Origin of the sequence: Micromonospora sp. NPDC005194 (assembly GCF_040608335.1) — a bacterium.
Taxonomy (GTDB): Bacteria; Actinomycetota; Actinomycetes; order Mycobacteriales; family Micromonosporaceae; genus Micromonospora.
In genome coordinates this window covers 100,333-126,327 of sequence record NZ_JBEXIA010000003.1, presented here as the reverse complement: position 1 = coordinate 126,327, position 25,995 = coordinate 100,333, and the positions used below count along the sequence as shown (strand labels likewise).

The following is a 25,995-nucleotide window of genomic DNA, read 5'->3' as shown; positions in this document are numbered from 1 at the left end:
GGAGCGGTCGGGATCTCAGAGGTGATCGTCGAAGGTGGCGATGTCGCCGCGCGTCGCGTCGGTGGGGATGCGCTTCTTGGCCTCCGCGTCGCCGTACAGCGACCAGCGCAGGAACTCGACGGACGTGTCCGAGACGACCCGCAGCGTCGCGGCGTCGCTGAGCAACGCCCGCCCGTGGTCGCCCTTGGGCAGGCTGAGCAGCGCCTTCGGCCAGGGCACCTTGTCGTACGCCGCCTTGCCCGCCGCGTAGTCGACCACCTCGTCCAGCTCGCCGTGCACGAACAGCTGCGGCGCGGTCGCCCCTGCGAACGCCGTACCCACGCCGACGGCCGTGCCGGCGAACACCACCCCGGCGTCCAGCCGCTCGTCCCGGCTGGCGGTGAAGAGGCCGATGGTGGTCACCCCGCCGGCCGAGTGCCCGGCCGCGGCGACCCGGTCGGTGGCCAGCCGGCCGCGCAGCCCGTCGCCGGCCTTGCCGTCGAGCGCCAGCACCTGGGTCAGCGCGTACGACACGTCGGCCGGCTGGTTGAGCACGTCGAGGATGTTGCCGTCGCTGCCCCGGGAGGTGTGCGGGAAGGTCGGCGCGGCCACCACGAAGCCCGCCGCCGCCCAGCGGGTCAGCAGGGTGGCGTAGTCCTCCGGCCGCCCGGTGAGGCCGTGGCTGAACATCACCACCGGAAACCGGCCCTGTGCCGCCGCCGCGGACCGCTTGACCGCGCCGCCGGCCTCCCCGGCCGCCGGATACCAGAGCGTCACCGGCAGCGCGCGGCCGTCGCGGTTCAGCTTGAGCTGGCGTACGCCGACGCCGAAGGCGCTTTTCGGTGCGGTCCCGGCGGGTACCTGCGGCGTCGGCGTGGCGGCGGGCGGTGGCTCGGCCGGCGCCCGCCAGCTCTCGGTCTTGCGGGCGTCGGCGGAGCAGCCGACCAGGCTGGCCATGAGCAGGACGCTGGCCAGCAGCGTGGAGGTGACGCGACGCGACATGAAGCCAATTGTGCCCTGCCGCGCCGACCGGCTCGGCGCGGTTCGACGCGCGGTGGCCGCGGCGTGACCGGTTCGCTCAGGCCGCGGCGTGACCGGCTCGCTCGGGCCACGCCGTGACCGGTTCGCTCAGGCCGCGGCGCGTTCGGGGAGCGGGCGCCGTCGCCGGGCGGTGTCGGTCAGGGAGCGTGGCGGGAAGGCGGCGTTGGGGTCGTACCGGTTGGTTCCGGGCGGCACGATCTCGTCGATCCGGTCGAGGGTCGCGTCGTCCAGGGTGAGCGTGGCGCCCTTGAGCAGGTCCTCCAGGTGCGCCATGGTCCGCGGTCCGATGATCGCCGAGGTGACCGCCGGATGGGCCACGGTGAAGGCGATGGCGAGCTGTGGGAGCGTGCAGCCGATGCCCGCCGCGAGGTCGACGAGCTGCTCGACGATGTCGAGCTTGGCGGCGTTCTCGGCGAGCGTGGGATCGAACTGCGCCGGCCGGAGCACGGCACGCCCGGTCGACAGGTCGACGGGCCGGTCCCTGCGGTACTTCCCGCTGAGGAACCCGAAGGCGAGCGGACTCCAGACCAGCACCCCCATGCCGTAGCGCTGACAGACCGGCAGGGTCGACGCCTCGACCCCGCGGGCCAGGATCGAGTACGGCGGCTGCTCGGTGCGCAGCCGCCCGAGGCCGCGACGCTCGGAGACCTGGTGCGCCTCGACGATCTCCTCAGCGGGGAACGTCGAGCACCCGAAGGCGCGGATCTTTCCCTCGCGCACCAGGTCGGTGAGCACCGAGAGCGTCTCCTCGATGTCGGTCGAGGGGTCGGGGCGGTGGACCTGGTAGAGGTCGATCCAGTCGGTGCCCAGGCGCCGCAGGCTCCCCTCGACCGCCTTGAGGATCCAGCGCCGCGAGTTGCCACCCTGGTTGGGCCCCTCACCCATCGGAAAGTGCACCTTGGTGGCGAGGACGACGTCGTCCCGACGCCCCCGCAGCGCCTTGCCCACGATCTGCTCGGACTCGCCCCGGCCGTACATGTCGGCGGTGTCGACACAGTTGATGCCCTGGTCCAGGGCCGCGTGGACGATGCGGACGCAGTCGTCGTGGTCCGGGTTTCCGACGGCGCCGAACATCATGGTCCCGAGGCAGTGGGTGCTCACCTCGATGCCGGTGCCGCCGAGTGTGCGATAGCGCATGCCGATGCTCCCTTGGCGATGTCGTAACGATCACGGGGGACCCTAGGAGCTGGAGTCGGCTCTAGGTCAAGCCTCGTTACCCTGCTCGACATGGCCGAGGACACCGTGAGTCTGAGCATCGGGCAGGTCGCCGAACGCACCGGCTTGAGCGTGCACGCCCTCCGCTTCTACGAGCAGGAGGGCGTCTTCGTCGATCCCGTACGCCGTGGGCCCGGTGGGCGTCGTGTCTACAGCCAGGACGACGTCGACTGGCTGACCGTCTGCATCATTCTCCGCGCCTCGGGCATGCCGTTGCCCGCGCTCCGCCGGTACACCGACCTCGTCCGGGAGGGCGCCGGCAACGAGGAGGAACGTCTCGCCCTCCTGCGCGAGCACCGGGAGCGCGTCACCAGCCAGATCGGCAGGTTCACCCAGTGCCTGGACCTGATCGGCTTCAAGGTCGGGGTGTACGAGGACCTTCTCGACGGGGCCCAGCCCGCAGTCGAGCCAGGTCGTCCGCGTCCTTCGGACGGCGGGGCCGCTCCGGCATCCACACCGGGTACATCTGCTTGAACTCGATCTGGGCCGGCACCGAGATCGTCGGCACGGTCAACGGGCCGAGCCGGCCGGGTGGTGCGTCCAGCATCCCGACCGGCAGTGGCGTGCCGGCCCAGGACCCGGCACCCACCGTCGGTCGACCGGCGTCGTCGCGACCCAGGTACGCGAAGCTCACCTCCACGTCGGCGGCGAACAGGTCGAGCTGTAGCTCCACCGGCATCCGAGGATCGGGTCGCCAGCCCCGGGCCAGCAGCAGGGCTGCCAGCCGGGCCGCGTCCTCGCGCCAGCAGTACCAGTCGACGTCGACGTGCGGTCGGGACACCTGGCCGAGCTGGAAGTCCATCGCCCAGCCGCCACGCAACCACACCGGAATGCCGGCCGATCCGGCCACCTCGACCACTTCGGCGATGCTCGCCAACTGGCGGCGCGCGAGGTCGTCCACCGGGGCACCCTAGCGGCACTTGCGAGTGCACGGGGGAGGGCCTCAGTGGGCAGCAAGCGCTTGTCGTGTGCGGCCACCGCCACCGCCGCTAGGTGAGGCGGGACTCGTAGTGGGTGCCGGGCGTGCGCGCGTCGGTGGGCAGGCGGGCGCCGGCGGTCCGGTCGCCGTAGAGGGTCCAGCGCAGGAAGTCGGTGGTGGTGGCGAGGACGGCGGAGAATCCGGGGTTGCCCGGCGTGAGGTACGCGCCATGGTCCTGGCCGAGCACACTGACGAACACCGCCGGTCCCGGGGTACGCGCGTACGCCGCCCGGCCGACCGTCACCGGCACCACCGGGTCGGCCGTGCCGTGCACGAAGAGCACCGGTGCGGTCGGTCCGGCGAAGCTGCCCGGCAGCCCGCCGCCGGCGATCACGATGCCCCCGCGCAGCCGGGCCGGGTGGCCCTCGGTGAACATGCCGGAGGTGGTGAAGCCGCCCGCCGAGTGACCGGCGGCGGCGATCGACGTGAGGTCCAGGTGGCCGGCGAGCGGATCACCCGGGTCGCCGTCGAGGCGGCCCAGGTGCCGGATCAGCCGCCAACCGTCGGCGGGCTGGTTGCGCACGTCGGCCCGGGTGAAGTGCGCGGCACCCGCGCTGGTGTGCGGGTACGCGGGCGCCGCCACCACGAAACCGGCCGCCGCCCAGCGGGTGGTCAGCCCGGCGTGCAGCTCGGGTCGACTGTGCAGCCCGTGGCTGTAGATCACCACCGGGAAGCGGCCGGCGGCCACCCCGTCGGTCCCGGCCGGATACCAGATGGTCACCGGCAGGGGGCGCGCCGAGCGCGGATCGAGGGTGAGCGTACGCACGCCGACGACGTACGACCCCTCGGGCGCTCGGCGCGCGGACGGCGGCCCGGTGGAGCCGCCCGCCACGGCGGTGGCCGGCGCGCAACCGGCCAGCAGCGCTGTCACCAGTACGGCGACCAGCCGTCCCGCCCCCACCGTTTCACCGTAGGTGCCCGGGCACGTCCGGCGGCCCCGCCGTCCGGCCCGGCTCTGCTCGCCACCCGGTCGGGTCGCCTCCGCCGGCCGGTTCGACCCGGTGGGACGGCGGAGGCGGGGGCGGCGCTCGGCGACCGGCTTCGCTAGGGTCACCGACATGGCTGAGAACTACACCGACCCCAGCGGCAACACCGAGGCGTTCCGCGCCTTCACCCAGACGCCGGAGGCCGCCGGCCCGGCCGACGCGCCGTCCCGCCTGCCGCTCATCGTCGGTGCGGCGGTGGTCGTCGTACTGCTGGTGGCCCTCGTCGCCTGGCTGGCGATGCGCTGACCAGCCGGCGCGGCAGTGCGCTGACCGGGCGGGTCGGGGGGCTTCAGTGCGCCCCGACCACATCCCGGGTCTGTCGGGCGATCTCCCGTTCCTCATCGGTGCGGATGACACAGACGCTCACCTCGGCGTCGTCCGGCGAGATCAGCCGGTCGCCGTCACCGTTGTTGCGCGCCTCGTCGACGGTGATGCCGAGCCGGGCCAGCCCGGCCAGCGCGGCGGCCCGGACGGCCGCGGCGTGCTCGCCCACGCCGGCGGTGAACGCGATCGCGTCCACGTGGCCGAGCAGCGCGTAGTACGCGCCGACGTACCCGGTGATCCGCCGGCAGTACACGTCGAAGGCCAGCGCGGCTGCCCGGTCCCCGGCCGCCCTGCGCTGCAGCACCTCGCGCATGTCGTTGACGCCGGTCAACCCCAGCAGCCCGCTGCGGTGGTTGAGCAGGTCGTCGATGTCGTCGACCGACAGCCCGCCCTCCCGCCGCAGGTGGAAGATCACGGTCGGGTCGAGGTCGCCGCTGCGTGTGCCCATCACCAGCCCCTGGAGGGGCGACATCCCCATCGAGGTGGCGACGCTGCGGCCGTTCGCGACCGCGCAGGCGCTGGCCCCGTTGCCCAGGTGCAGGGTGATGGTGTTGAGCTGCTCGTACGGGCGGCCCAGCAGCTCGGCGGTACGCCGGGAGACGTACGCGTGCGAGGTGCCGTGGAAGCCGTACCGGCGGATGCCGTACCGCTGCGCGGTGTCCAGGTCGATCGCGTAGGTCGCGGCGGCCTCCGGCAGGGTGTGGTGGAACGCCGTGTCGAAGACGGCGACCTGCGGGACGTCCGGCAGCGCCGCCCGGGTCACCTCGATGCCGGCCAGGTTGGCCGGGTTGTGCAGCGGGGCGAGCGGCACCAGATCCTTGATCGCGGCCAGCACCGCGTCGTCGATGAGGACCGGGGTGGTGAACTTCCGTCCGCCGTGCACCACCCGGTGCCCGACCGCGGTGAGCCCGTTCAGGTCCAGACCGGCCAGGATCTGCCGGACGGCGCTGGCGTGGTCCGCCGGGCCGCCGCCGGGCTCACCGACCCGCTCGACGGTGCCCTGGTCGAGGGGCCGGTCCCCGTCGTAGTGGCGCCACTTCACCGACGACGACCCGCAGTTGAGCACCAGCACCCGACTCATGACGCCTCCTCGGCGGCCGCCTGGATGGCGGTGATCGCCACCGTGTTGACGATGTCCGGCACGGTCGCGCCGCGGGAAAGGTCGTTCACCGGCCGGCGCAGGCCCTGCATGACCGGGCCGACGGCGACCGCCCCGGCCGAGCGCTGCACCGCCTTGTACGTGTTGTTGCCCGTGTTGAGGTCCGGGAAGATGAAGACCGTGGCCTGGCCGGCGACCGGGCTGTCGGGCAGCTTCGTCGCCGCCACGGCGGGGTCGATCGCCGCGTCGTACTGGATCGGCCCCTCGACCAGCAGGTCGGGCCGACGCTCCCGGACCAGCGCGGTGGCCGCGGCGACCTTCTCCACGTCTTCGCCCGCGCCGGAGCTGCCGGTGGAGTACGACAGCATGGCCACCCGGGGTTCGATGCCGAAGCGGGCGGCGGTGTCGGCCGACGAGATCGCGATGTCGGCGAGCTGGGCGGCGTCCGGGTCGCGGTTGACCGCACAGTCGCCGTAGACCAGCACCCGGTCGGCGAGCAGCATGAAGAAGACGCTGGAGGCCACCGAGACCTCCGGCACGGTACGGATGATCTCGAACGCGGGCAGGATGGTGGCGGCGGTGGTGTGCGTGGCCCCCGAGACCATGCCGTCGGCGTACCCGGCGTTCACCATGAGCGTCCCGAAGTAGTTGGGCTGGGCCACGATGTCGTGCGCCAGCTCGGCGGTGACGCCCCGGTGGGCGCGCAGCCGCGCGTACTCGGCCGTGAACTCGTCGCGCCACCCGCTGGTGGCCGGGTCGACGAGCCGCGCGTCGCCGAGATCGATGCCCAACTCGCGGGTGCGCCGGGCGATGTCGTCCGGGCGGCCGAGCAGCGTCAGGTCGGCCACGCCCCGGCGCAGCAGGATCTCCGCCGCCCGCAGGATGCGCTCCTCGGCGCCCTCGGGCAGCACCAGGTGCCGGGGCTTCGAGCGGGCCCGGTCGATCAGCTCGTTCTCGAACATCAGCGGGGTGACCCGCGTCGACCGGCTGACCCGCAGCCGGCGGGCCAGGTCGTCGGTGTCCACGCAGCGTTCGAACGCGCCGAGCGCGGCCTCCACCTTGCGGGGGTTGGCCACGCTGGGCCGCCCCTCGATCCGGCTGGACGCGGCCACCGTGTCGTAGCTGTCGCTGTTGACGGAGAGCACGGCCAGGCCGGTGTTGAGGCCCTCCACCAGCCGCATCACCCGGGGGTCGGGTTGCTCGCCGAGGGTGAGCACGAGCCCGGCCACCGACACCTGCCCGGCCACGTGCGCGGCGCTGGCGGCGACGAGCAGGTCGGCCCGGTCCCCGGGGGTGATCACCAGAGCGCCCTCGGTGAGGTGGCCCAGCAGGGTCGGCACGTGTGCCGCGCCGACCACGAAGTCCAGCACGTCCCGGCCGAGCGCCGCGTCGTCCCCGTCCAGCAGGGTGGCGCCGAGCGCCGCCGCCACCTCGGCCACCGTCGGCGCCGACACGCTCGGCACCTCCGGGATGGCGTACGCCGGCACGGGCAGCTCCGGCAGCGTCATCGGCTCGGACACCCGGTTGGCGATCACCGCCAGCACCGTCGCGCCCAGGTCGGCCACATCGTGGTACGCCCCGCGCATGGCCGCCGCGACGGCCGTCGGCTCCTGCTCGTAGCCGTCCACCACCGGCACCACCACGCTGCCGAACTCGGTGGCCAGCCGGGCGTTGAAGGCCAGCTCGCGGGGGTGCGCCGGGTCGCCCGGCTCGTCGAAGTCACTGCCCACCACGACCACCGCCGGGCACTGCCGCTCCACCGCCCGGTACCGCTGGACGACAGCGGAGATCAGCTCTTCCCGTCGGCCGTCGGCGACCAGCCTGGCCGCCTCGGCGTAGGTGGATCCGGCCAGCTCGGCGAGCGGCACCTCGACGCGGTACCGCTCGCTCAGCAGCGCGAGGATCGGGTCCGGGCCGGTGTCGGCCACCAGCGGCCGGAACACACCGATCCGCCCGACCTGGCGGGACAGCAACTCGGCCAGCCCGAGGGCGATGGTCGACTTGCCCCCGCCCGAACCGACGCTGGTCAGATACACGCTGCGCGCCACGGCCCCACGCTACAAGATCGTGGTGGTCGTCGTCGGTCACCGCTCGTCAGCACATCGACCTGGCGGGCCAGCCGGAGTGTCCGCTGGAGGTTGCGCTCCCGGACCTGTTCCTGTCGGGGGTCAGGGCGAGTCCCGTCCGCTCAGGACGCGGCTGTCGCGGACGTCGGCCCGATCGTCTCGGCGGACGGTGGCGCGTCGGGCAGCCCGGCCATCCGGAAGATCGCGTCGCTCTTGACGACCCAGGCGGTGCCGAAGGCGGCCACGGCGAGGGTCTCGCACCACAGCAGCGGCTGGAGGGCGTGGCGGACGTCGGTGGGCAGCGCCCCGCTCGCCAGCGCGCCGGCGATCGCCGCCAGGATGAGCAGGCCGCACGCGCGGTAGCAGCGGTTGGCGGCGCGTCGGGGCGGCACCCCAGCACGGTCGGGTCGGGTGAACAGGAACAGGCAGAAGGCGGCGAGCAGGACGAACAGCGACCCGGCGGCGGCCTGGTGCACCAGACCGACCAGCCGGCTGTCGCCTCCGGTCGGCCCGTGTACCGGAAACAGGGCCACCAGGATCGCGAGCGTCCCGGCGATCGTGCCTAACAGGTCGTCCGGCCAGCGGTAGCGGTAGGCGATCAGGAACACCCCGATCGCGCACAGTGCGCCGACGAAGATGTTGCGCATCTCGGTGTGGTAATAGGCGCTGAGCGAGTCGAGGACGACGACGCGACGGCTGGCGACCATGTGGCCGACCACCAGTGCGACGGGCAGGGCCAAGCCGACCGAGCCGATGCCGAGGCGCAGGTGGCGTACGGTCGCGGTGTCCTGCGGCGGGTTGCCGGGCTGGTGTTTCATGGTCGTCTCCTGGCGCCGGGGTGGCGTCCGGTGAGGGTCGAGGAGACCCGCGCACGCCGCCCCACCAGTGCACATCACACAGAGAGACGGGTCAACCGCCGAGGGTCACTCGTCGTCGGGGTCGTCCAGGCGGGCCAGGTAGGTGGCCAGGCGCTCGATCGGGGTCTCGAACTCGGGGTTGAGGTCGACGAAGTCGCGCAGGCGCTCGCCCAGCCACTCCAGGGTCACCTGCTCGTCGCCCCGGCGCTCGACCAGCTCCTCGATGCCACGGTCGGTGAAGTACACGGCGTACGTCCTCGTGCTCGGCCCGGCGCGGGCCGGGCGGGTCGGTGGTTCGGATGGACCGACGCGAGCCGGGGCAGGACCGTGGGAAAACGGCCCTGCCCCGGCTCGCGTGGCGCGGTCAGGTCACGGGCGGGGGAGTGCCGCCTCGATGAGCGCGGTCTGCTCGACCTCGTGGGTCTTGGCCGAGCCGACCGCCGGGGCCGCCGCGGCCGGGCGGGAGATCCGCCGCAGCCGGACGTCGGTGAGGTGCTCCAGCAGGTTGAGCGCCACGAACGACCAGGCGCCCTGGTTGGCCGGCTCCTCCTGCACCCAGGCGAAGTCCTCCGCGTTCGGGAACTGCGCCAGGGCGGCCCGGATCTCCTCCACCGGCAGCGGGTACAGCTGCTCGATCCGGATGATCGCCGTGTCGGTGATGCCGCGCTCCTGCCGGGCCTGGAACAGGTCGTAGTAAACCTTGCCCGAGCAGAGCAGCACCCGCTTCACCGACTCCGGTGCCGGGGCGGCGGTGTCGCGCAGCACCGGCTGGAAGGTGCCGGTGGTGAAGTCCTCCACCGACGAGACGCAGAGCTTGTGCCGCAGCAGCGACTTCGGCGTGAACACCACGAGCGGCTTGCGCTTCGGCGACAGGGCCTGGCGTCGCAGCAGGTGGAAGTAGTTCGCCGGGGTCGTCGGAATGGACACCCGCATGTTGTCCTCGGCGCACATCTGCAGGAACCGCTCCGGGCGACCGGAGGTGTGGTCCGGGCCCTGGCCCTCGTGGCCGTGCGGCAGCAGCAGGGTCACCGCGGAGCGCTGACCCCACTTCACCTCACCGGAGGAGATGAACTCGTCGATCACCGACTGGGCGCCGTTGACGAAGTCACCGAACTGGGCCTCCCAGGCGACCAGCGCGTTGACGTTCTCCACCGAGTACCCGTACTCGAAGCCCATCGCCGCGTACTCGCTCAGCAGCGAGTCGTGCACGAAGAACCGGGAGCGCTCGCCGTCGCCGGTGAGCGACTTCAACGGCAGGTAGTCGTCGCCGGTGCGGTGGTCGACCACCGACGCGTGCCGCTGGACGAAGGTGCCGCGCCGCGAGTCCTGCCCGGCGAGCCGGACGGTGACCCCGTCGTGCAGCAGCGCCCCGAACGCGATGATCTCGCCGAAGCCCCAGTCGATGTTGCCCTCGACGGACATCTTGGCCCGCCGGTCGAGCAGCTGCTGGATCCGCTTGTGCGGAGTGAAGCCCTCGGGCAGGTTGACGTGGGCCTCGCCGATCGCCTTCACCACGGCGGCGTCGGTGGCGGTGTCGACCGCCGGCTCCGGCTCCTCCTCGTGGCGGGGGCGGTTGAGCTGGCGCGGCGTGGCGGCGGCGTCCCGGGTGGCCTTGAAGACCTTCTCCAGTTGCGCCTGGTAGTCGCGCAGCAGCTCCTCCGCGTCCTCCACGGTGATGTCGCCGCGACCGATCAGCTCCTCGGTGTAGAGCTTGCGCACCGAACGCTTCGAGTCAATGATCTTGTACATCTGAGGGTTGGACATCGACGGGTCGTCGCCCTCGTTGTGGCCGCGCCGGCGGTAGCAGACCATGTCGATCACGACGTCCTTGTTGAACGCCTGCCGGTACTCGAAGGCCAGCCGGGCCACTCGGACCACGGCCTCCGGGTCGTCGCCGTTCACGTGGAAGATCGGCGCCTGGATCATCCGGGCCACGTCGGTGCTGTAGAGGCTGGACCGGCTGTACTCCGGGGCGGTGGTGAAGCCGACCTGGTTGTTGACCACCACGTGCACGGTGCCGCCGGTGCGGTAGCCGCGCAGCTGCGACAGGTTGAGCGTCTCGGCGACCACACCCTGCCCGGCGAACGCGGCGTCGCCGTGCACCGCCAGCGGCAGCACGGTGTAGCCCTCCAGCTTGAGGTCGATCCGGTCCTGCTTGGCCCGGACGATGCCCTCCAGCACGGGGTCGACGGCCTCCAGGTGCGACGGGTTCGCCACCAGGGACACCTTGACGACGTGCTCGCCGTCCGGGGTGGTGAACTTGCCGTTCTGACCCAGGTGGTACTTCACGTCGCCGGAGCCCTGCGTCGAGCGCGGGTCGAGGTGACCCTCGAACTCCGAGAAGATCTTCTCGTACGGCTTGCCGACGATGTTGGCCAGCACGTTGAGCCGGCCCCGGTGGGCCATGCCGATGACGACCTCGTCCAGCCCGCTCTCGGCGGAGGACTCGAGCACCTCGCCCAGCAGCGGAATCAGCGACTCGCCACCCTCCAGCGAGAAGCGCTTCTGGCCGACGTACTTGGTCTGCAGGAAGGTCTCGAACGCCTCGGCGGCGTTGAGCCGGTTGAGCACGTGCTTCTGCTCGTCGGGGGACGGCTTCTCGTACTTGCGCTCGATCCGCTCCTGGATCCAGCGCCGCTCCTCCGGGTCCTGGATGTGCATGTACTCGATGCCGACGCGCCGGCAGTACGAGTCGCGCAGCACGCCGAGGATCTCGCGCAGCTTCATCCGCTGGCGGCCGGCGAAGCCGTTGACCGGGAACTCGCGGTCCAGGTCCCACAGGGTCAGCCCGTGCTGGAGGACGTCCAGGTCGGGGTGCTTGCGGATGTGGAATTCCAGCGGGTCGGTGTCGGCCATCAGGTGACCGCGCACGCGGTACGCGTGGATCAGCTCGTGCACCCGGGCGGTCTTGTTGATCTGACCCTCGGAGTTGACGGCCACGTCGCGCACCCAGCGCACCGGCTCGTACGGGATGCGCAGCGAGGTGAAGATCTCGTCGTAGAAGCTGTGCTCGCCCAGGATCAGCTCGTGCATGACCTTGAGGAACTCGCCGGACTGCGCGCCCTGGATGATGCGGTGGTCGTACGTGCTGGTCAGCGTGATGACCTTGCTGACCGCCAGCTCGGCGAGAGTCGCCTCGGACATGCCCTGGTAGGGGGCCGGGTACTCCATCGCGCCCACGCCGATGATCGCGCTCTGCCCCTGCATGAGCCGCGGCATGGAGTGCACCGTGCCGATGCCGCCCGGGTTGGTCAGCGAGATCGTGGTGCCGGAGTAGTCCTCCATGGTCAGCTCGTTGCGCCGCGCCCGCCGGACCACGTCCTCGTACGCCTGCCAGAACTGCCGGAAGTCCATCTGCTCGCAGCCCTTGATGGAGGGGACCACCAGGTTGCGGCTGCCGTCCGGCTTGGCCAGGTCGATCGCGATGCCGAGGTTGACGTGCGCCGGGCGGACCACGGCCGGCTTGCCGTTGGCCTCGGCGAAGGAGTTGTTCATCTCCGGGTGCTGGACCAGCGCGCGGACCATCGCGTAGCCGACCAGGTGGGTGAAGCTGACCTTGCCACCGCGCCCCCGGGCGAGGTGGTTGTTGATCACGATGCGGTTGTCGACCAGCAGCTTCGCCGGGACCGCGCGGACGCTGGTCGCGGTGGGCACGCTCAGCGAGGCGTCCATGTTCTGCACGATCTTCGCGGCGACACCCCGCAGCGGGGTGGTCTGCGGGCCGTCGGCGCTCGGCGCGGCCGCCTTCGCGGCCGGCTTGGCCGGTGCGGCCTTCTCCGGGGTGGCCTTCGCGGGCGCGGCCTTGGCCGGTGCCGACGGCGCCGCGGCCGTCTTGCTGGCGGCGGCGGTCGGCTTCGCCGGGGCGCTGGGCTGGCTGACCGTGGCCGCCGGCTCCGGCTGGCCGTCCGGCTCGGGCGCGGCGGCGGGCTTGCCCGACGTCTCAGCCCTGCGCGGTGTGCCGGCGCCGGGCGCCGGCCGGTAGTCGGCGAAGAAGTCGTGCCAGGCCGAATCGACGCTCGTTGGGTCGGCGAGGTACCGCTGGTACATCTCCTCGACGATCCACTCGTTCGGGCCGAAACCCGCCAGTGGGTTCTCCTGCGAAGTCTGCTGGGTCGACACGGCCGGTAATCGCCTCTTTCACGCGGGTTTATGTGTCACGCGGTGTCCGTCGCGTCCAGTTGATGGACCACGGACAGGACGACTCCCAGGCTACGCCGTAAGGATCCCGGCGGCATTTCCGCCTCGGTCGGGTGGCCGGTTTCACAGAAGATGCCAGAAGTTCACCAACCCCTGCGCGACCCGTCGCCGGCTGGTACGGCTGGTACCGCCAGATTGAGTACCGGTACGGATGTCCCGGGCCAACGCCGTCCGCGACGATCGGGCGCATGGATCATGACGGGGTACGGGGGCGCTACGGCCGGAGCATGGCGGTGGCGTCCGGTTGGTACGTCACCGCGATCGCGGCCATGGCGGTGGGCACGACGAGCGTGCCGAGCGCGCCGCACGACGACTGCGCGGCCTGGTTCAGCTGCCTGTCGCCGGGCGAGTCGCTGGTGTTCGTCGCTCTGGTGTGGGGCACGCCGGTGGTCCTCGGGCTGCTGGTCGTGACGGCGCTGGTGACCGCGCTGGTCGTCCGACTCGTCCCCTCGGCGGTGCTCGCCGGCACCACGGCTGCGGTGCTCAGTGTCGGGGTCTGCGCCGCCGTGTACCTGGGTCGCTCGTGAAGCGGCTCGGCCTCGGCGGGCTCTTCTTCGCCTGGCTCTACGGGGTGCCGTTCCTGCTGCTGGTGGGCCTGATCCGGCGCTTGGCCAGGCCGTACACGCCGACCGCGGACGAGGCGCAGGCGTTCGGCGCGACCACGGACGCCCTGCTGACGACCGGGCTCGTGCTCAACGCGGTGCTTCCGGTGCTCGGCCTGCTGCTGGCCGGGTTGGCGGGGGAGGCCCTCTGGCGTCGGCACTTCGCCGGGGCGCTCGGCGGGACGGTGCTGCTGTACGTGGCGGTCGCCCTGGTCGCCAGCCTGACCACCAGTGGGCTGACCGGGCACATTCCCGCCGACCAGGAGCCCGACCCGGTGGTCACCCAGTGCATTCCGATCAGCGGCGGCCGGGGCTGCCCGGGCGGGTGAGGTGCCGGCAGCCCGGCGGGGCCGGAGCCGGCCCGGGGTGGCGGCCGTGCCGCCGCCACCCCGGAACTCGCGTCGGTCAGGAGATGTCGCGCCGACGCATCAGCAGGGTGCCGACCACGCCGGTGACCACCGCGTACCCGATGAGCACGGCGGCGCCCGCCCAGCGCGGCGGGTTACCCGGGATGTCCGCCCCGGTGACCATCAGCGACGAGGCCAGCGACGGCACCAGCAGTTGCAGGTTGTTGATCCAGTCACCCCACCGGTTGGCCAGGATGGTGATCACCAGGATGGCGCCGATCGAGCCGCCCAGGTAGAGCAGGATGCCGGTCACGGTGGCGCCGATCTGGCTGCGGATCAGCACGCCGATGCCGACGCCGAACACCGCCCAGAGCAGGTACGCGAGCAGGTTCAACCCGATCGCCCGCCAGGCCGCGTCGTTGCCCAACTGTGAGTCCACCCCGACGGCGTTCAGCACCGCCGAGCCGGCGATCAGGTTGAACACGGTGGTGACCAGCCAGAACAGCAGCGCCAGCACACCCGCCGCGACCAGCTTGGCGATCATCACCGCGGTGCGGTGCGGGTTGGTCAGGAACGTGGTGGTGACCGTCTGGTGGAAGAACTCGCTCGTCACCACGATGATGCCGAGCAGCATCACGATCAGCAGGCCGAAGAACTGCCCGGTGGTGAACAGGTTCGACGAGAGCGCGTCCGGGGTGGCCGCCGCAGCGATCTGGTCCGCCTGCTCGCCCGACACCTCGCCGAGGTTGTTGCTGGTCAACGCGTCGGCCTGCAACCAGTTGATGAGCAGCGTGAGCGCCCACAGCGGCAGGCTGATCAGCGCGAAGACCCACCAGGTGTTGGTGGTACGGATCTTGAGCAACTCGGATCGGACGAGGTTCATCGGATGCCCGCCTTTCCGGCCGTCAGCTCCAGGAAGACCCGTTCCAGGTCGGGCCGTTCGGTGGTCAGTTCGTGCAGTTCCACACCGGCGGCCAGGGCGGCCCGGCCGATCGTCGGGGCGTCCACCCCGGAGACCAGCAGGATGCCCTGCTCGTCGGTGTCGACCGTGGCCGACTGCGCCTTCAACGCGGTGGTCAGCGCCTCGGCCTGCGGGGTGCGGACCCGGACCCGGGCGCCCTGCGCCATCGACCCGAGCACCTGCTCGACCGGACCCTGCCGGACCAGCTGGCCCGCCGCGATGATCACCACGTCGTCGGCGAGCAGCTGCATCTCCGACAGCAGGTGGCTGGAGACCAGCACCGTGCGGCCCTCGTGGGCGAGGTTCTTGAGGAACCCGCGCATCCACCGGATGCCCTCCGGGTCCAGCCCGTTGGCCGGCTCGTCGAGGATCAGCACCCGCGGGTCACCGAGCATCGCGGCGGCGATACCGAGCCGCTGCTTCATGCCCAGCGAGTAGCCCTTGAACTTGCGCTTCGCCGCCGGGGTCAACCCGACCAGCTCCAGCGCCTCGTCGGCCCGGGACTTGGGCAGGCCGGCCGCCGCGCAGATCACCCGCAGGTGGTTGATGCCGGTGCGGCCCTTGTGCGCGCTGGACGCCTCCAGGATCGCGCCGACGTGCCGCAGCGGGTCGGCGAGATCGGCGTAGCGCTGCCCGCTGATGGTGGCGGTGCCCCCGGTCGGCGTGACCAGGTTGAGCAGCATGCGCAGCGTGGTGGTCTTACCGGCGCCGTTCGGGCCGAGGAAGCCGGTCACCCGCCCCGGTGCCACGGTGAAGGACAGGTTGTTCACCGCCCGCACGTTCTTGTACTGCTTCGTCAGACCGGACACCACGATCTGACCGTCGCTGGTGGGGCTTCGCTGCCCGTCAGTCATCGTTCTCCTCCCGTGTGGCGTCGAGGTACGCCGTGGCACAGCGTGACGGTACCGAGCAACAAGGTCAATCAGGCTCGGTCCCTACGGCGTGGTCCCCCTTGGGGTGGAGTCGTCTCCTCCCTGCGGACGACGGCGGGTCCTCAGCGGGCGATCCAGGTGGCCCGGGCCGAGCCGAGCAGCGCGCCGCCGGGGCCGTACAGGCTGGTGTGCACAAGCGCCTTGCGGCCGTCGACACCGATCAGCGCGCCGGTCACCACGCACTCGTCGCCCGGCGCCGGCCGGGCGGTGACCACCGCGGCGATCCGGCCGAGCAGGTACGGGCGGCCCGGCGCGAGCACGGTCCAGCCGCCGGGGCAGTCCAGCGCGGCCCAGACCGTGGCATCGCTGACCTGCTCGGGTGCGCGGAACGGCGCGGCGGTCCGGCCGTCCGGCAACCGGCCGGGGAAGATCCGCAACCCGTCGTTCCGGCTCGGACCGCAGACAAAACACTCGGGGTACGGATGCTCGACGAACCCGGGGTAGCGGGTCGACGCCTGCACCGCCGTCTCCCGGTCGACCGGCGGCACGACGGCGTCCACGACACCGGCGGGGCGGACCTCGGCCACCAGTTCGCCGGCCGGGTCCCGGACCTCGCCGTCGACCAGGCTCAGCGCCGTCTCCAGCGGCGGTGGCCGACGCAGCGTCACCTCCACCGGTCCGGATCCACCGGCGGCGGCGGCGAAGAGGCCGGCGCTCCAGCCGCCGTTGCCCGAGCCGGTGGGCCCGTTGTAGCGGGACTCGATGCGCATGGGCGACCTCCGTGTGGCGTGGGGCGGCGCCGTCGCCGGCCCGCTGGGCAGCCTCGCACGGACCGGGTCGGAGGCATCCGCCGGCCGGCGTTCATCCGATCGACACCAGTGGTGCGATCCGATGGCAACCCGGGGCACCTACACAGATCCCATGGCCGTTCTGCATGTCGCTGGCGCACCCCTGACGACCAGCGGATACACCCTGCTGATCGCCGACGACCCCACCCAGGTCGCGGCCGCGCAACGCCTGCGTCACGAGGTGTTCGCCACCGAGTTGGGTGCCACCCTCGCACCCGGCGGCGCCGGGTTGGACGTGGACCCCTTCGACGTCCACTGCGACCACCTCATCGTCCGCGAGGACAGCACCGGGCAGGTGGTCGGCACGTACCGGTTGTTGCCGCCGGGGCGTACCGGCCGGCGGTACGCCGACGACGAGTTCGACCTCGGCGCGCTGGACCCACTGCGCGACGACCTCGTCGAGACGGGTCGGTCCTGCGTGCACCCGGACCACCGCTCCGGTGCGGTGATCAACCTGATGTGGGCGGGGCTCACCCGCTACCTGCACCTGCGCGGCTCCCGCTGGCTCGGCGGCTGCGCCTCGGTGCCGGTCGACGACGGTGGTCGGACGGTCGCCGGGGTGTGGGCCCAGGCCCAGGCCCGGCACCTGTCGCCCCCGCCGTTGCGGGTGCGCCCACTGCGCCCGTGGTTCGCCGAGCCGGCCGCCGCCCCGGCTGCCCCGGCCTGCGCCACCGACCCGGCCGCTCGGGTGGCGGCGCCGCCGCTGCTGCGTGGTTACCTGCGGCTCAGCGCGTGGATCTGCGGTGAGCCCGCGTACGACCCCGACTTCGGGTGCGCGGACTTCTACGTGCTCTTCTCCCTGGACCGGATGAACCCGCGCTACCTGCGGCACTTCCTGGGCGGGGACCAGCGGTGACCCTCGGAGCGCGGGACCTGTGGCGGCCCTTCTCGGGCTGCGACGACGACTGCCTGCCGGCGGCCGGCGAGGTGCCCACGGTGCCGGTGGTTCGCCGGGTGCTCCGGTTGGTCGCGGCGAGCGGGATGCTGCTGGCCGGGGTGGGAGTGGCGGTGCTGCTGCCCGTGCTGCCGGCACGTGAGCGGCAGGCGGTGCTGCGCGGCTGGGCCCGCGGCACCGTTCGCGCGTTCGGCGTCCGGCTGGTGATCCGGGGTCGGCTGCCCCGGCGGCGCGCGCTGCTGGTCGCCAACCACGTCTCGTGGCTGGACATCCTCGCCGTCCTGGCGGTCGCGCCCACCCGCATGGTGGCGAAGCGGGAGATCCGGTCCTGGCCGGTGGTCGGGCTGCTCGCCGCGGCGGCGGGCACGGTCTTCGTGGACCGGTCCCGGCCGCGGGCGCTGCCGGCAACCGTGCGCCGGCTCGCCGACACGCTGCGCGCCGGCCGGTCGGTCGCGGTGTTTCCCGAGGGTACGACCTGGTGTGCCGGGGACGGCGCGGACGGGTGCCGCCCCGGGGGCGGCTTCCGGCCCGCGATGTTCCAGGCCGCCATCGACGCGGGCAGCCCGGTGGTGCCGCTGCGGCTCGGGTACCGGTGCGCCGCCACCGGCGCGGTCACGACGGTCGCCGCCTTCCTCGGCGCGGACACCCTGCTGCGCTCGGTCGCTCGGGTGGTCGCGGCGCGGCAACTGGTGGTGTCGGTGACGATCGCCGCCGCGCTGCACCCGGCTGGCGACGCCGACCGGCGGTTGCTGGCCCGGGCCGCCGAGTCTGCCGTACACCTGATGCCGGTTGTCCCGACGCGGACCCGGCTGCGGCCGGTCCCCACCATGACCCCGGCGGGTTCCGTGCCGCAGGTGCCTGCCGGCCGGGACCTGGACCTGGCGGCCTGAGAGGAGGATTCATCGCTTGAACACGCGCCGATTCCGGCGCCGGAGTAGGTCGGATCGCCCTTTGCTCTGCTTCAACCCACGCAACACTTGCGGCCCGCTTGTGTTGCCTGGGTTGAAGCAGAGCAAAGGAGGCGACCGGAGCATCCCTTCCCCTCGTCGTTGGAAGGCCGGGGCTGGTGGCTGGCGCCGTGGTCAGGGTCGCGGTGACGACTCGCGACAGTCTTGTGTGTCGCGATGTATCGCGTTAGGGTTTCCTCGTCGGCGCGCGTGGGCGCGTCGCCGAGGGGAGGACGTCATGGCCGGATGGACGGTCGGCAGCCCGCAGCGGCTCACCGTGGACGGCCCGGTCACCCGGCTGGACGTCCGCCTGATCAGTGGACGACTCAACGTGGTCGCCACCGACGGCCCGACCCGGATCGACGTCACCCAGGTCGGCCGTCGGCCCGTCCTGATCGACCACTCCGACGGCCGGCTCACCATCCGTCAGGAACGCGGCCACGGCTGGTCGGAGGTCCTGCGGTGGTTCCAGATGATCCACCGCTATCCGCGGGTGGACGTCTCCGTCGCCGTGCCCGCCGATGTCCTCGCCGACCTGGACCTGGTCTCCGGGTCGCTGGTCGCCTCCGGTCTGCGGCGGCAGACCACGGCCCACGTCGTCTCCGGCCAGATCACCCTGATGGGCCTGCGCGGCAGCACCTCCGCGAAGATCACCTCCGGGCCGGTGGAGGCGCTCGGCGTGCGCGGTGACCTCACCCTGGAGACCGTCTCCGGGGAGGTGACCCTCGCCGACAGCGCCGCCGACCGGGTACGGGCGCAGACCGTCTCCGGCGCCATCACCTGCGACCTGGACAACCCCCGACGCAGCGAGATCCGGCTCACCACCATCTCGGGCAGCATCACCGTCCGGGTCCGCGAGGACAGCGACCTCGCCGTCCGGCTGAACACCGCCTCCGGTCGGATCACCAGCGGCTTCCCGCAGGTGCGCAACTCGCGATTCCCGCTTCCGAGCAGCGAGGGGGTGCTCGGCGCCGGCGAAGGTAAGCTCTGGGCCTCCGCGACGTCGGGGAGCATTTCGCTCCTCGCCCGACCGGTGACCGCCGACGAGGAGGAGTTGCCGTGACCGCCGTGTTCAGCCACGGGCGGCTCCGGCTCTACCTGCTCAAGCTCCTCGACGACGGCCCCAAGCACGGCTACGAGCTGATCCGCCTCCTGGAGGACCGGTTCCTCGGGCTCTACGCGCCCAGCGCCGGCACCATCTACCCCCGACTGCAACGGCTGGAGGCCGAGGGGCTGGTGAGCCACACCGCCGCCGGGGGCCGCAAGACGTACGCCATCACCGACGCCGGCCTCGCCGAGCTGCGCCAGCGCGCCGGTGAGCTGACCGCGTTGGAAGCGGACATCGCGGCCTCGGTGGCGGATCTCTCCACCCTGGCCGGCGAGATCCGCAGCGAGGTGCGCGGCTCGACGCGCGACCTCAAGCGGGAGCTGAGCGAGGCCACCCGGCAGACCCGGCGTACGCGGTGGGAGCCGCCCGCGTCGCCGTACCGGCCCCCGTCGGCCGACGTGCCGCGCGCCGCCCTGCTCGACGAGTTCGATCAGCGGCTGGCCTCGTTCACCGCCGAGGTGAGCCGTCTGGCGCGGGCGCGGCAGTTCAGCGACACTCAACTGCGCACGGCGATCCGGCTGCTCGACGGCGCCCTGGACGGGCTGCGCCGGCTGCTGCGCTGACGTCCGCCCGCCCGCCCCGGCGACTCACAGGTTTTTTCCAGCGAGCGTCCAGCGCCGGTGCAGTGAGGTCACCGATGATTGGGCCCATGCCCGCTACCCAGACCGAGGCGCGACTTCTCGTCGTCGAGGACGACCCCAACATCCTCGAACTCCTCTCCGCGAGCCTGCGCTTCGCGGGCTTCGACGTGGCCACCGCGACCAGCGGCAGCGCGGCCCTCAACGCCGCCAAGGACCACCGGCCCGACCTGGTCGTGCTCGACGTCATGCTGCCGGACCTGGACGGCTTCGAGGTCATCCGGATGCTGCGCGAGGGCGGCACGCGTACCCCGGTGGTGTTCCTGACCGCCCGGGACGCCACCGACGACAAGATCCGCGGGCTCACCCTGGGCGGCGACGACTACGTCACCAAGCCGTTCAGCCTGGAGGAGTTGACCGCCCGGATTCGCGCCGTGCTGCGCCGCACCACCACCGGCGAGCAGGCCCCGTCCCGGCTCACCTTCGCCGACCTGGAGCTGGACGAGGAGACCCACGAGGTGCACCGGGCCGGGCAGCGGGTGCAGCTCTCGCCGACCGAGTTCAAGCTGCTGCGCTATTTGATGCTCAATGCCAACCGGGTGCTGTCCAAGGCGCAGATCCTCGACCACGTCTGGAACTACGACTTCCGTGGTGACGACAACATCGTCGAGTCCTACATCTCCTACCTGCGGCGCAAGGTCGACACCACCCAGCCTCGGCTGATCCACACCCTCCGCGGCGTGGGGTACGTGCTGCGCAAGCCGGCGGCGTGAACGCGGTCCAGCAGGCCAAGGGGCGGCTGCGGGGCGTACCGCTGCGGGTGAAGCTGGTCGCCTCGGTGCTCGCGCTGGTCTCCGGTGCCCTGGTGGTGATCAGTGTCTCGACCGCGTACTTCCTGCACAGCTATCTGGTCGGCCAGATCGACCTCGAACTGCGGGACTCGGCCAACCGGATTCAGTCCATCACGCCGAAGTCGACAGGTGTCTCGCTGCCGAGCGACTACCTGGTGGTGTTGACCAGCCCGACCACCGGCAAGGTGCAGATCTCCGTCTACGACGATTCTCGCTTCTCGGTGAGCGATCTGCCGCCGTGGCCGAGCGACGCCGCCGGGTTCCAGACGCAGGAGCAGAGCCACGGTGATCCGTTCACCGTTCGCGCCCGGGACAGCTCGGTGCGCTGGCGGATGCTCTACACGGAGCTACCCAGCGGTCAGATGGCGGCGATCGGCGAGCACCTGACCGACGTCGACCTCGCCGTCAAGCGGCTGGCCTGGATCGACCTGCTGGTCGGCGGGGCGGTGCTGATCCTGCTCGCGTCGGTCGGCGCGGCGATCGTGCGGACCAGCCTCAAGCCCCTCGTGGAGATCGAACGGACCGCCGCCGCCATCGCCGGCGGCGACCTGACCCGCCGGGTGCCCGACCCCGAAGAGGGCCACGAGCATCCCACCTCCGAGCTGGGCCGGCTCTCCCGCGCGCTGAACGCGATGCTCACCCAGATCGAGGCGGCGTTCACCGCCCGGGCGGCCTCGGAGACGGCGGCCCGCTCGGCGGAGAGCACCGCCCGGGACGCGGCCGCCGCCGCCCAGGCGTCCGAGGCGCGGGCCCGACGCTCCGAGGAGCGGATGCGGCAGTTCGTGGCGGACGCCTCGCACGAGCTGCGCACCCCGCTGACCACCATCCGTGGCTTCGCCGAGCTGTACCGCCAGGGCGCGGCCCGCGCGCCGGAGCAGACCGCCGGGCTGCTGCGCCGCATCGAGGACGAGGCCGCCCGGATGGGTCTGCTGGTGGAGGACCTGCTGCTGCTCGCCCGGCTGGACCGGGAACGCCCGCTCTCGCTGGCCCCGGTGGAGCTGCCGGTGCTGGCCTCCGACGCCGTGCAGGCGGCGCGCGCGATCGCCCCGGACCGGCGGATCGAGCTGGAGATCGAGCCCGGTTCCGGCCCGCTCGTCGTCTACGCCGACGACGCGCGGCTGCGGCAGATCATCGGCAACCTGGTGACCAACGCGCTGACCCACACCCCGCCGGAAGCCGACGTCAGCGTGCGCCTGCGCGCCGAGCCGGGCAACCTCGCCGTCGTGGAGGTGGTAGACACCGGCCCCGGTCTCTCCCGGGAACAGTCCGAGCGGGTCTTCGAGCGGTTCTACCGGGCCGACGCGGCCCGGACCCGACGGGCCGACGGCAACACCGGCACCGGCCTCGGCCTGGCCATCGTGGCGGCGCTGGTGGCCGCCCACCACGGCTCGGTCGAGGTGCTCGAGACACCCGGTGGCGGAGCCACCTTCCGGGTCCGGCTGCCGCAGGTGCCCAAGGGCGACGACCCGGGCGAGTGACTTTCAGCCAACTTCCAGGACGGTTCCAGGTTGGTTGCAGTGCCGGGGGAGAAGGTAGTCCCATGACCGAGTTCGAGTCCGACCCGCAGCGCCGGCCGGCCCCCACCGACGCCGAGCCGTCGCACCCCACCGCCGAGCTGCCGCGCGACGCGCGCGCGCAGTCCGACTCTCCGACCACCCCCGTTCCGGTCGTCTCGACCGACGGGGACACCGCGCCCACCGTCGCCACTCCGGCCGTGTCCGCCGCTCCCGACGGACCGATCGGGTCCGCCCCCCACACCGGGCAACCGACCGGGTACGAGCCGCCGACCGTGGGCCAGCCCACGGGGTACGAGACGCCGGCCGCCGCCGGTGGATCCGCGCCGCCGTACCCGGTCTCCGGCCACCCGGCGCCCGGCCACTCCGGCCAGCCTGGCTACCCGGGCCAGCCCGGCTACTCCGGTTACCCGCAGCCGGCCGCCGGCCAGTACCCGGGCGCCGGCTGGCACGCGGGCCAGCAGTCCGGCTGGGCCGGCGGGGGCCAGCCGGGCGCGGCCTACCCCCAGCACGCCCAGCACCAGCAGCACCCGCAGCACCAGCCGGGGCAGCCCGTGCCGCCCTGGGGTCCGCAGGCCACGCCGCCCGGCGCCGGGCCCCGGCCGGGCCGGATCGCCAAGTTCGCCGGCGCCGGCGTCGCGGTGTTCGCCCTGATGCTCGGCTCCGGCGTCGCCGGTGGGGCGCTCGCGCTCGCCCTCGACGGCGACAACGGCGGCGTCACCCGCACCTACTCCGCGGCTCCCGTGCTCAACAGCGCCGACCTGCCGAAGATCGCCGCGTCCGTACAGGACAGCGTCGTCTCCATCGCCACCGACAGCGGCGAGGGCTCCGGCGTGGTGCTCAGCGCCGACGGTTACGTGCTCACCAACAACCACGTGGTCGCCTCCGCCAGCGGGGACACCGTGCAGGTCGTCTTCGCCGACGGCAAGAACGCCCAGGCGAAGATCGTCGGCACCGACCCGAAGACCGACCTGGCCGTGGTCAAGGCCAACGGGGTGAGCGACCTCAAGCCGGCCACGTTCGGCGACAGCGACGCCATGCAGGTCGGCGACCAGGTGCTCGCCCTGGGCAGCCCGCTCGGCCTCCAGGGCTCGGTGACCGCGGGCATCCTCAGCGCCCGGGACCGCACCATCCGGGCCGGCGAGGGCCAGCAGCAGGACCCGAACCAGCAGAGCCAGGCGGTCAGCTCGATCTCCGGGCTGCTGCAGACCGACGCGCCGATCAACCCCGGCAACTCCGGTGGCGCGCTGGTCAACACCCGGGGTGAGGTGATCGGCGTCAACACCGCCATCGCCACCTCCGGGCAGAGCACCGGCAACATCGGCGTCGGCTTCGCCATCCCCAGCAACAAGGCCAAGGACGTCGCCGGCAAGCTCCAGCGCGGCGAGAAGGTCAGCCACCCGTCGCTCGGGGTCGGCGTCAACCAGGCCGAGGGCGGCGGCGCGCTGATCGCCTCGGTCACCGCGGGCAGCGCCGCCGAGAAGGCCGGCCTGCAGCGCGGCGACGTGGTCACCCGCTTCGGCGACAAGGTGATCAACGACTCCGACGACCTGGTCGGCGCGGTGCAGGCCGGCAAGGTCGGCGACCGGGTCGAGGTGCACTTCAAGCGCAACGGCGCCGAGAAGACGGCGACCGTGACGCTCGCCGAGACGTCCTGACCGACAACTGAACCTGCCTCCTCCCTCCGGCGGCGGGTGGCGGGGCCGAGGGGGTCGGCTCCGTCACCCGCCGCTTTTTTCCGCCCGGACGGCGGTTCACCCTCTTGGGGTGAACCGCCGTCACCCGTGCGAGCGGCACGGTCGGCAGGCGAGCCGGCGAGCGTACGGGGGGTGGGCCGTGAGCAGGGTGGATGTCGACGACGACGAGTGGATCCAGCGCGAGGTCCTGGCCGAGCTGGCCTGGGATCCGCGGCTGCGACCGAACGAGATCGGGGTGGCCGTCGACCAGGGAGTGGTCACCCTGACCGGTTTCGTGGACGGCGCGGCCCGTGCGTGGGCGGCGACCCGCTGCGCCCAACGGGTGCGGGGGGTACGCGTGGTGGCCGACGAGATCGAGGTACGCCTGCCGGGGACACCGGGGCGTACCGACGGCGATATCGCCCTCGCCGCGGCCCGGGCCCTGGAGTGGGACAGTTTCGTGCCCGCCGAACGGCTGGACGTCACCGTCGCCAACGGCTGGTTGATGCTGCGCGGCGAGGTCGAGTTCGGGTGGCAGCGCCGGGCCGCCGAGGGGGAGCTGCGCCGGCTGGACGGGGTACGGGGAATCACCAACCTGGTCGAGGTGCGGCCGTCCGCGCCACCGGCCGGCGAGCGGCTGCGGCAGGACGTCCGACGTGCCCTGGCGCGCACGCTCGGCGCCGAGCGGGTGACGGTGGAGGTGGACGGCGACACGCTGGTCCTCGCCGGGGTGGTCCGCTCGTGGTGGGAACGGGACCAGGTGGATCGGGTGGCGTGGTCGGCGCCGGGCGTACGAGCCGTGCACGACCAACTCCTGGTCGGCGGGTAGGCGCCCGTCTTGTCCGGTTTACCGGAGGTCGGGTGGGGAAACCGGCGCGGACCATGCCGACCGACGGCGATACCCGATCGGGGATCAACGGGGAGGACTCGTGGCCGTGAACCACCCGCCCGCCGACCGCTCGCCGCAGCGGCCGTTGCGCATAGCGATGGTGGTCCCGCCATGGCTGTCCGTGCCGCCGCCCGGTTACGGCGGCCTGGAGCAGGTGGTGGCCTGCCTGGTGGACGAGTTGTCCGCGCACGGCCACGCGGTGACGCTGTTCGGTGCCGGCGAGCAGCACGGCACCGACGCCAGCGGCTTCGTCTCCACCGTCGCCGAGGTCCAGTACGAGCGGCTCGGCGAGTCGCTGCCGGAGCTTGCGCACCTGGCCCGGGTGAACCGCATGATCACGCCGGCCGACTTCGACGTGATCCACGACCACACCACGATCGGCCCGCTCGTGGCCGGCCGCCGGTCCGTGCCGACGGTGGCGACGGTGCACGGCAACCCGGTGGGGGAGTACGGCGACGTGCTCGGCGAGGCCGGCGAGGACGTCGCCCTGGTGGCCATCTCGCACGCGCAGCGCCGACTCAACCCGAGCCTGCCCTGGGCCGGCACCGTGCACAACGCACTGGACCTGCGTGGCTTCCCGCGCAAGACCGCGCCCGGCCCAGGGCCGGTGCTGTGGTTGGCCCGGTTCAGCCCGGACAAGGGCCCGGACATCGCCATCCGCGCCTGCCGGGAGGCCGGCCTGCCGCTGCTGCTGGCCGGCAAGTGCAACGAGCCGGCTGAGCGGCGCTACTTCGAGCAGGTGGTCGCGCCGCTGGTCGACGAGGACGTGTCCGTCGTGCTCAACGCCGACCGCGCCGAGACCCTGCGGATGCTCGTCGACGCCCGTTGCCTGATCATGCCGATCCAGTGGGAGGAGCCGTTCGGCATGGTGATGGTGGAGGCGATGGCGACGGGTACGCCGGTGGTCGCGCTCGACCGGGGCGCGGTGCCCGAACTGGTTCGACCCGGGATCACCGGGCTGGTCTGTCGGCAGCCCGCCGAGCTGCCCGCCGCACTGCTGGCCGTTCGGGAGCTGGACCCGCTGGACTGTGTGGCGCACGTCGCCGAGAACTTCTCGGTCGAGCGGATGGCGTACGGCTATGAGGACGTCTACCGGCGCTTCGCCCTCGGGCGGCCCGCTGCCCGCGAGACGGCCCCCGTCGCGGTCCGTTGACGGTGTCGCCC

Annotated in this window: 25 protein-coding genes; 13 read left to right on the top strand and 12 right to left on the bottom strand. The window is 72.5% G+C overall.

Features of this window, described 5'->3' with window-relative positions; translation table 11 throughout:
* Positions 1 to 15 precede the first annotated feature (15 nt).
* Together ABZU53_RS03605 and ABZU53_RS03600 are read right to left on the bottom strand one after the other, a co-directional pair.
* Positions 16 to 981: a chlorophyllase gene (locus ABZU53_RS03605; RefSeq protein ID WP_355063649.1), complete on the bottom strand. Its 966-nt coding sequence runs from the start codon at positions 979 to 981 to the stop codon at positions 16 to 18.
* Positions 982 to 1,107: 126 nt separating this feature from the next.
* Positions 1,108 to 2,157, bottom strand: coding sequence for an aldo/keto reductase (locus ABZU53_RS03600; RefSeq protein ID WP_355063648.1), 1,050 nt, complete (start codon positions 2,155 to 2,157; stop codon positions 1,108 to 1,110).
* Positions 2,158 to 2,247: 90 nt separating this feature from the next.
* Here ABZU53_RS03600 and ABZU53_RS03595 point away from each other — a divergent pair, with 90 nt between their 5' ends.
* Entirely contained in the window at positions 2,248 to 2,709 is a 462-nt protein-coding gene (locus ABZU53_RS03595; RefSeq protein ID WP_355063646.1) for a MerR family transcriptional regulator, read from the top strand.
* On the opposite strand, the gene ABZU53_RS03590 is transcribed toward ABZU53_RS03595, so the two are convergent.
* Both ABZU53_RS03590 and ABZU53_RS03585 read right to left on the bottom strand, forming a co-directional pair.
* The gene (locus ABZU53_RS03590; RefSeq protein WP_355063644.1) at positions 2,591 to 3,136 is read right to left on the bottom strand and encodes an aminoglycoside adenylyltransferase; all 546 of its coding nucleotides are present in this window, start codon (positions 3,134 to 3,136) and stop codon (positions 2,591 to 2,593) included. The genes ABZU53_RS03595 and ABZU53_RS03590 overlap by 119 nt on opposite strands.
* An 88-nt stretch (positions 3,137 to 3,224) precedes the next feature.
* The gene (locus tag ABZU53_RS03585; RefSeq protein ID WP_354858493.1) at positions 3,225 to 4,115 is read right to left on the bottom strand and encodes an alpha/beta hydrolase; all 891 of its coding nucleotides are present in this window, start codon (positions 4,113 to 4,115) and stop codon (positions 3,225 to 3,227) included.
* 157 nt (positions 4,116 to 4,272) lie between these two features.
* On the opposite strand from ABZU53_RS03585, the gene ABZU53_RS03580 reads away from it, so the two are divergent.
* Positions 4,273 to 4,446, top strand: a complete 174-nt coding sequence (locus tag ABZU53_RS03580; protein ID WP_234588635.1) for a hypothetical protein — start codon at positions 4,273 to 4,275, stop codon at positions 4,444 to 4,446.
* A 43-nt stretch (positions 4,447 to 4,489) separates the two neighbouring features.
* On the opposite strand, the gene ABZU53_RS03575 is transcribed toward ABZU53_RS03580, so the two are convergent.
* The 5 genes from ABZU53_RS03575 to ABZU53_RS03555 all read right to left on the bottom strand — a co-directional run bounded on the left by ABZU53_RS03575 (position 4,490) and on the right by ABZU53_RS03555 (position 12,665).
* Entirely contained in the window at positions 4,490 to 5,605 is a 1,116-nt protein-coding gene (locus ABZU53_RS03575; RefSeq protein ID WP_355063642.1) for an acetate kinase, read from the bottom strand.
* Positions 5,602 to 7,671, bottom strand: a complete 2,070-nt coding sequence (gene pta, locus ABZU53_RS03570; RefSeq protein WP_355063641.1) for a phosphate acetyltransferase — start codon at positions 7,669 to 7,671, stop codon at positions 5,602 to 5,604. Before pta ends, ABZU53_RS03575 begins: the two co-directional genes overlap by 4 nt.
* A gap of 140 nt (positions 7,672 to 7,811) precedes the next feature.
* The gene (locus ABZU53_RS03565) at positions 7,812 to 8,507 is read right to left on the bottom strand and encodes a DUF998 domain-containing protein (protein WP_355063639.1); all 696 of its coding nucleotides are present in this window, start codon (positions 8,505 to 8,507) and stop codon (positions 7,812 to 7,814) included.
* Positions 8,508 to 8,612: 105 nt separating this feature from the next.
* On the bottom strand, positions 8,613 to 8,792 hold the full coding sequence (locus ABZU53_RS03560) for a DUF6104 family protein (protein ID WP_355063637.1): 180 nt from the start codon (positions 8,790 to 8,792) through the stop codon (positions 8,613 to 8,615).
* 123 nt (positions 8,793 to 8,915) lie between these two features.
* The gene (locus ABZU53_RS03555) at positions 8,916 to 12,665 is read right to left on the bottom strand and encodes a multifunctional oxoglutarate decarboxylase/oxoglutarate dehydrogenase thiamine pyrophosphate-binding subunit/dihydrolipoyllysine-residue succinyltransferase subunit (protein ID WP_355063635.1); all 3,750 of its coding nucleotides are present in this window, start codon (positions 12,663 to 12,665) and stop codon (positions 8,916 to 8,918) included.
* A 266-nt stretch (positions 12,666 to 12,931) separates the two neighbouring features.
* Here ABZU53_RS03555 and ABZU53_RS03550 point away from each other — a divergent pair, with 266 nt between their 5' ends.
* Complete coding sequence (locus ABZU53_RS03550; protein ID WP_355063633.1) at positions 12,932 to 13,270, top strand: hypothetical protein; 339 nt, start codon at positions 12,932 to 12,934, stop codon at positions 13,268 to 13,270.
* Positions 13,267 to 13,674 carry a hypothetical protein gene (locus ABZU53_RS03545; RefSeq protein ID WP_354858505.1) on the top strand — a complete coding sequence of 136 codons (408 nt, stop codon included), beginning with the start codon at positions 13,267 to 13,269 and terminating at the stop codon, positions 13,672 to 13,674. The genes ABZU53_RS03550 and ABZU53_RS03545 overlap by 4 nt, the downstream gene beginning before the upstream one ends.
* A gap of 76 nt (positions 13,675 to 13,750) precedes the next feature.
* On the opposite strand, the gene ABZU53_RS03540 is transcribed toward ABZU53_RS03545, so the two are convergent.
* The 3 genes from ABZU53_RS03540 to ABZU53_RS03530 form a co-directional block, all read right to left on the bottom strand.
* Complete coding sequence (locus tag ABZU53_RS03540; RefSeq protein WP_355063631.1) at positions 13,751 to 14,575, bottom strand: ABC transporter permease; 825 nt, start codon at positions 14,573 to 14,575, stop codon at positions 13,751 to 13,753.
* Positions 14,572 to 15,507: an ABC transporter ATP-binding protein gene (locus tag ABZU53_RS03535; RefSeq protein WP_355063629.1), complete on the bottom strand. Its 936-nt coding sequence runs from the start codon at positions 15,505 to 15,507 to the stop codon at positions 14,572 to 14,574. The genes ABZU53_RS03540 and ABZU53_RS03535 overlap by 4 nt, the downstream gene beginning before the upstream one ends.
* Before the next feature lie 140 nt (positions 15,508 to 15,647).
* Positions 15,648 to 16,295, bottom strand: coding sequence for a hypothetical protein (locus ABZU53_RS03530; protein ID WP_354858512.1), 648 nt, complete (start codon positions 16,293 to 16,295; stop codon positions 15,648 to 15,650).
* A 151-nt stretch (positions 16,296 to 16,446) separates the two neighbouring features.
* Here ABZU53_RS03530 and ABZU53_RS03525 point away from each other — a divergent pair, with 151 nt between their 5' ends.
* From ABZU53_RS03525 to ABZU53_RS03485, 9 genes are all read left to right on the top strand, one after another.
* On the top strand, positions 16,447 to 17,229 hold the full coding sequence (locus tag ABZU53_RS03525; protein ID WP_355063627.1) for a GNAT family N-acyltransferase: 783 nt from the start codon (positions 16,447 to 16,449) through the stop codon (positions 17,227 to 17,229).
* The gene (locus ABZU53_RS03520; RefSeq protein ID WP_355063625.1) at positions 17,226 to 18,158 is read left to right on the top strand and encodes a lysophospholipid acyltransferase family protein; all 933 of its coding nucleotides are present in this window, start codon (positions 17,226 to 17,228) and stop codon (positions 18,156 to 18,158) included. The genes ABZU53_RS03525 and ABZU53_RS03520 overlap by 4 nt, the downstream gene beginning before the upstream one ends.
* Before the next feature lie 295 nt (positions 18,159 to 18,453).
* Positions 18,454 to 19,278: a DUF4097 family beta strand repeat-containing protein gene (locus ABZU53_RS03515; RefSeq protein WP_355063624.1), complete on the top strand. Its 825-nt coding sequence runs from the start codon at positions 18,454 to 18,456 to the stop codon at positions 19,276 to 19,278.
* On the top strand, positions 19,275 to 19,886 hold the full coding sequence (locus ABZU53_RS03510) for a PadR family transcriptional regulator (protein WP_355063622.1): 612 nt from the start codon (positions 19,275 to 19,277) through the stop codon (positions 19,884 to 19,886). Before ABZU53_RS03515 ends, ABZU53_RS03510 begins: the two co-directional genes overlap by 4 nt.
* An 86-nt stretch (positions 19,887 to 19,972) precedes the next feature.
* Positions 19,973 to 20,674, top strand: coding sequence for a response regulator transcription factor (locus ABZU53_RS03505; RefSeq protein WP_030336721.1), 702 nt, complete (start codon positions 19,973 to 19,975; stop codon positions 20,672 to 20,674).
* Positions 20,671 to 22,230 carry a HAMP domain-containing sensor histidine kinase gene (locus tag ABZU53_RS03500; RefSeq protein ID WP_355063620.1) on the top strand — a complete coding sequence of 520 codons (1,560 nt, stop codon included), beginning with the start codon at positions 20,671 to 20,673 and terminating at the stop codon, positions 22,228 to 22,230. The genes ABZU53_RS03505 and ABZU53_RS03500 overlap by 4 nt, the downstream gene beginning before the upstream one ends.
* A gap of 62 nt (positions 22,231 to 22,292) precedes the next feature.
* Positions 22,293 to 23,924 (top strand): trypsin-like peptidase domain-containing protein, encoded by a 1,632-nt coding sequence (locus ABZU53_RS03495; protein WP_355063618.1) that lies wholly within the window; start codon positions 22,293 to 22,295, stop codon positions 23,922 to 23,924.
* 187 nt (positions 23,925 to 24,111) lie between these two features.
* The gene (locus tag ABZU53_RS03490; RefSeq protein ID WP_354862682.1) at positions 24,112 to 24,771 is read left to right on the top strand and encodes a BON domain-containing protein; all 660 of its coding nucleotides are present in this window, start codon (positions 24,112 to 24,114) and stop codon (positions 24,769 to 24,771) included.
* A gap of 157 nt (positions 24,772 to 24,928) precedes the next feature.
* The gene (locus tag ABZU53_RS03485) at positions 24,929 to 25,984 is read left to right on the top strand and encodes a glycosyltransferase family 4 protein (RefSeq protein WP_354862680.1); all 1,056 of its coding nucleotides are present in this window, start codon (positions 24,929 to 24,931) and stop codon (positions 25,982 to 25,984) included.
* Positions 25,985 to 25,995 lie beyond the last annotated feature (11 nt).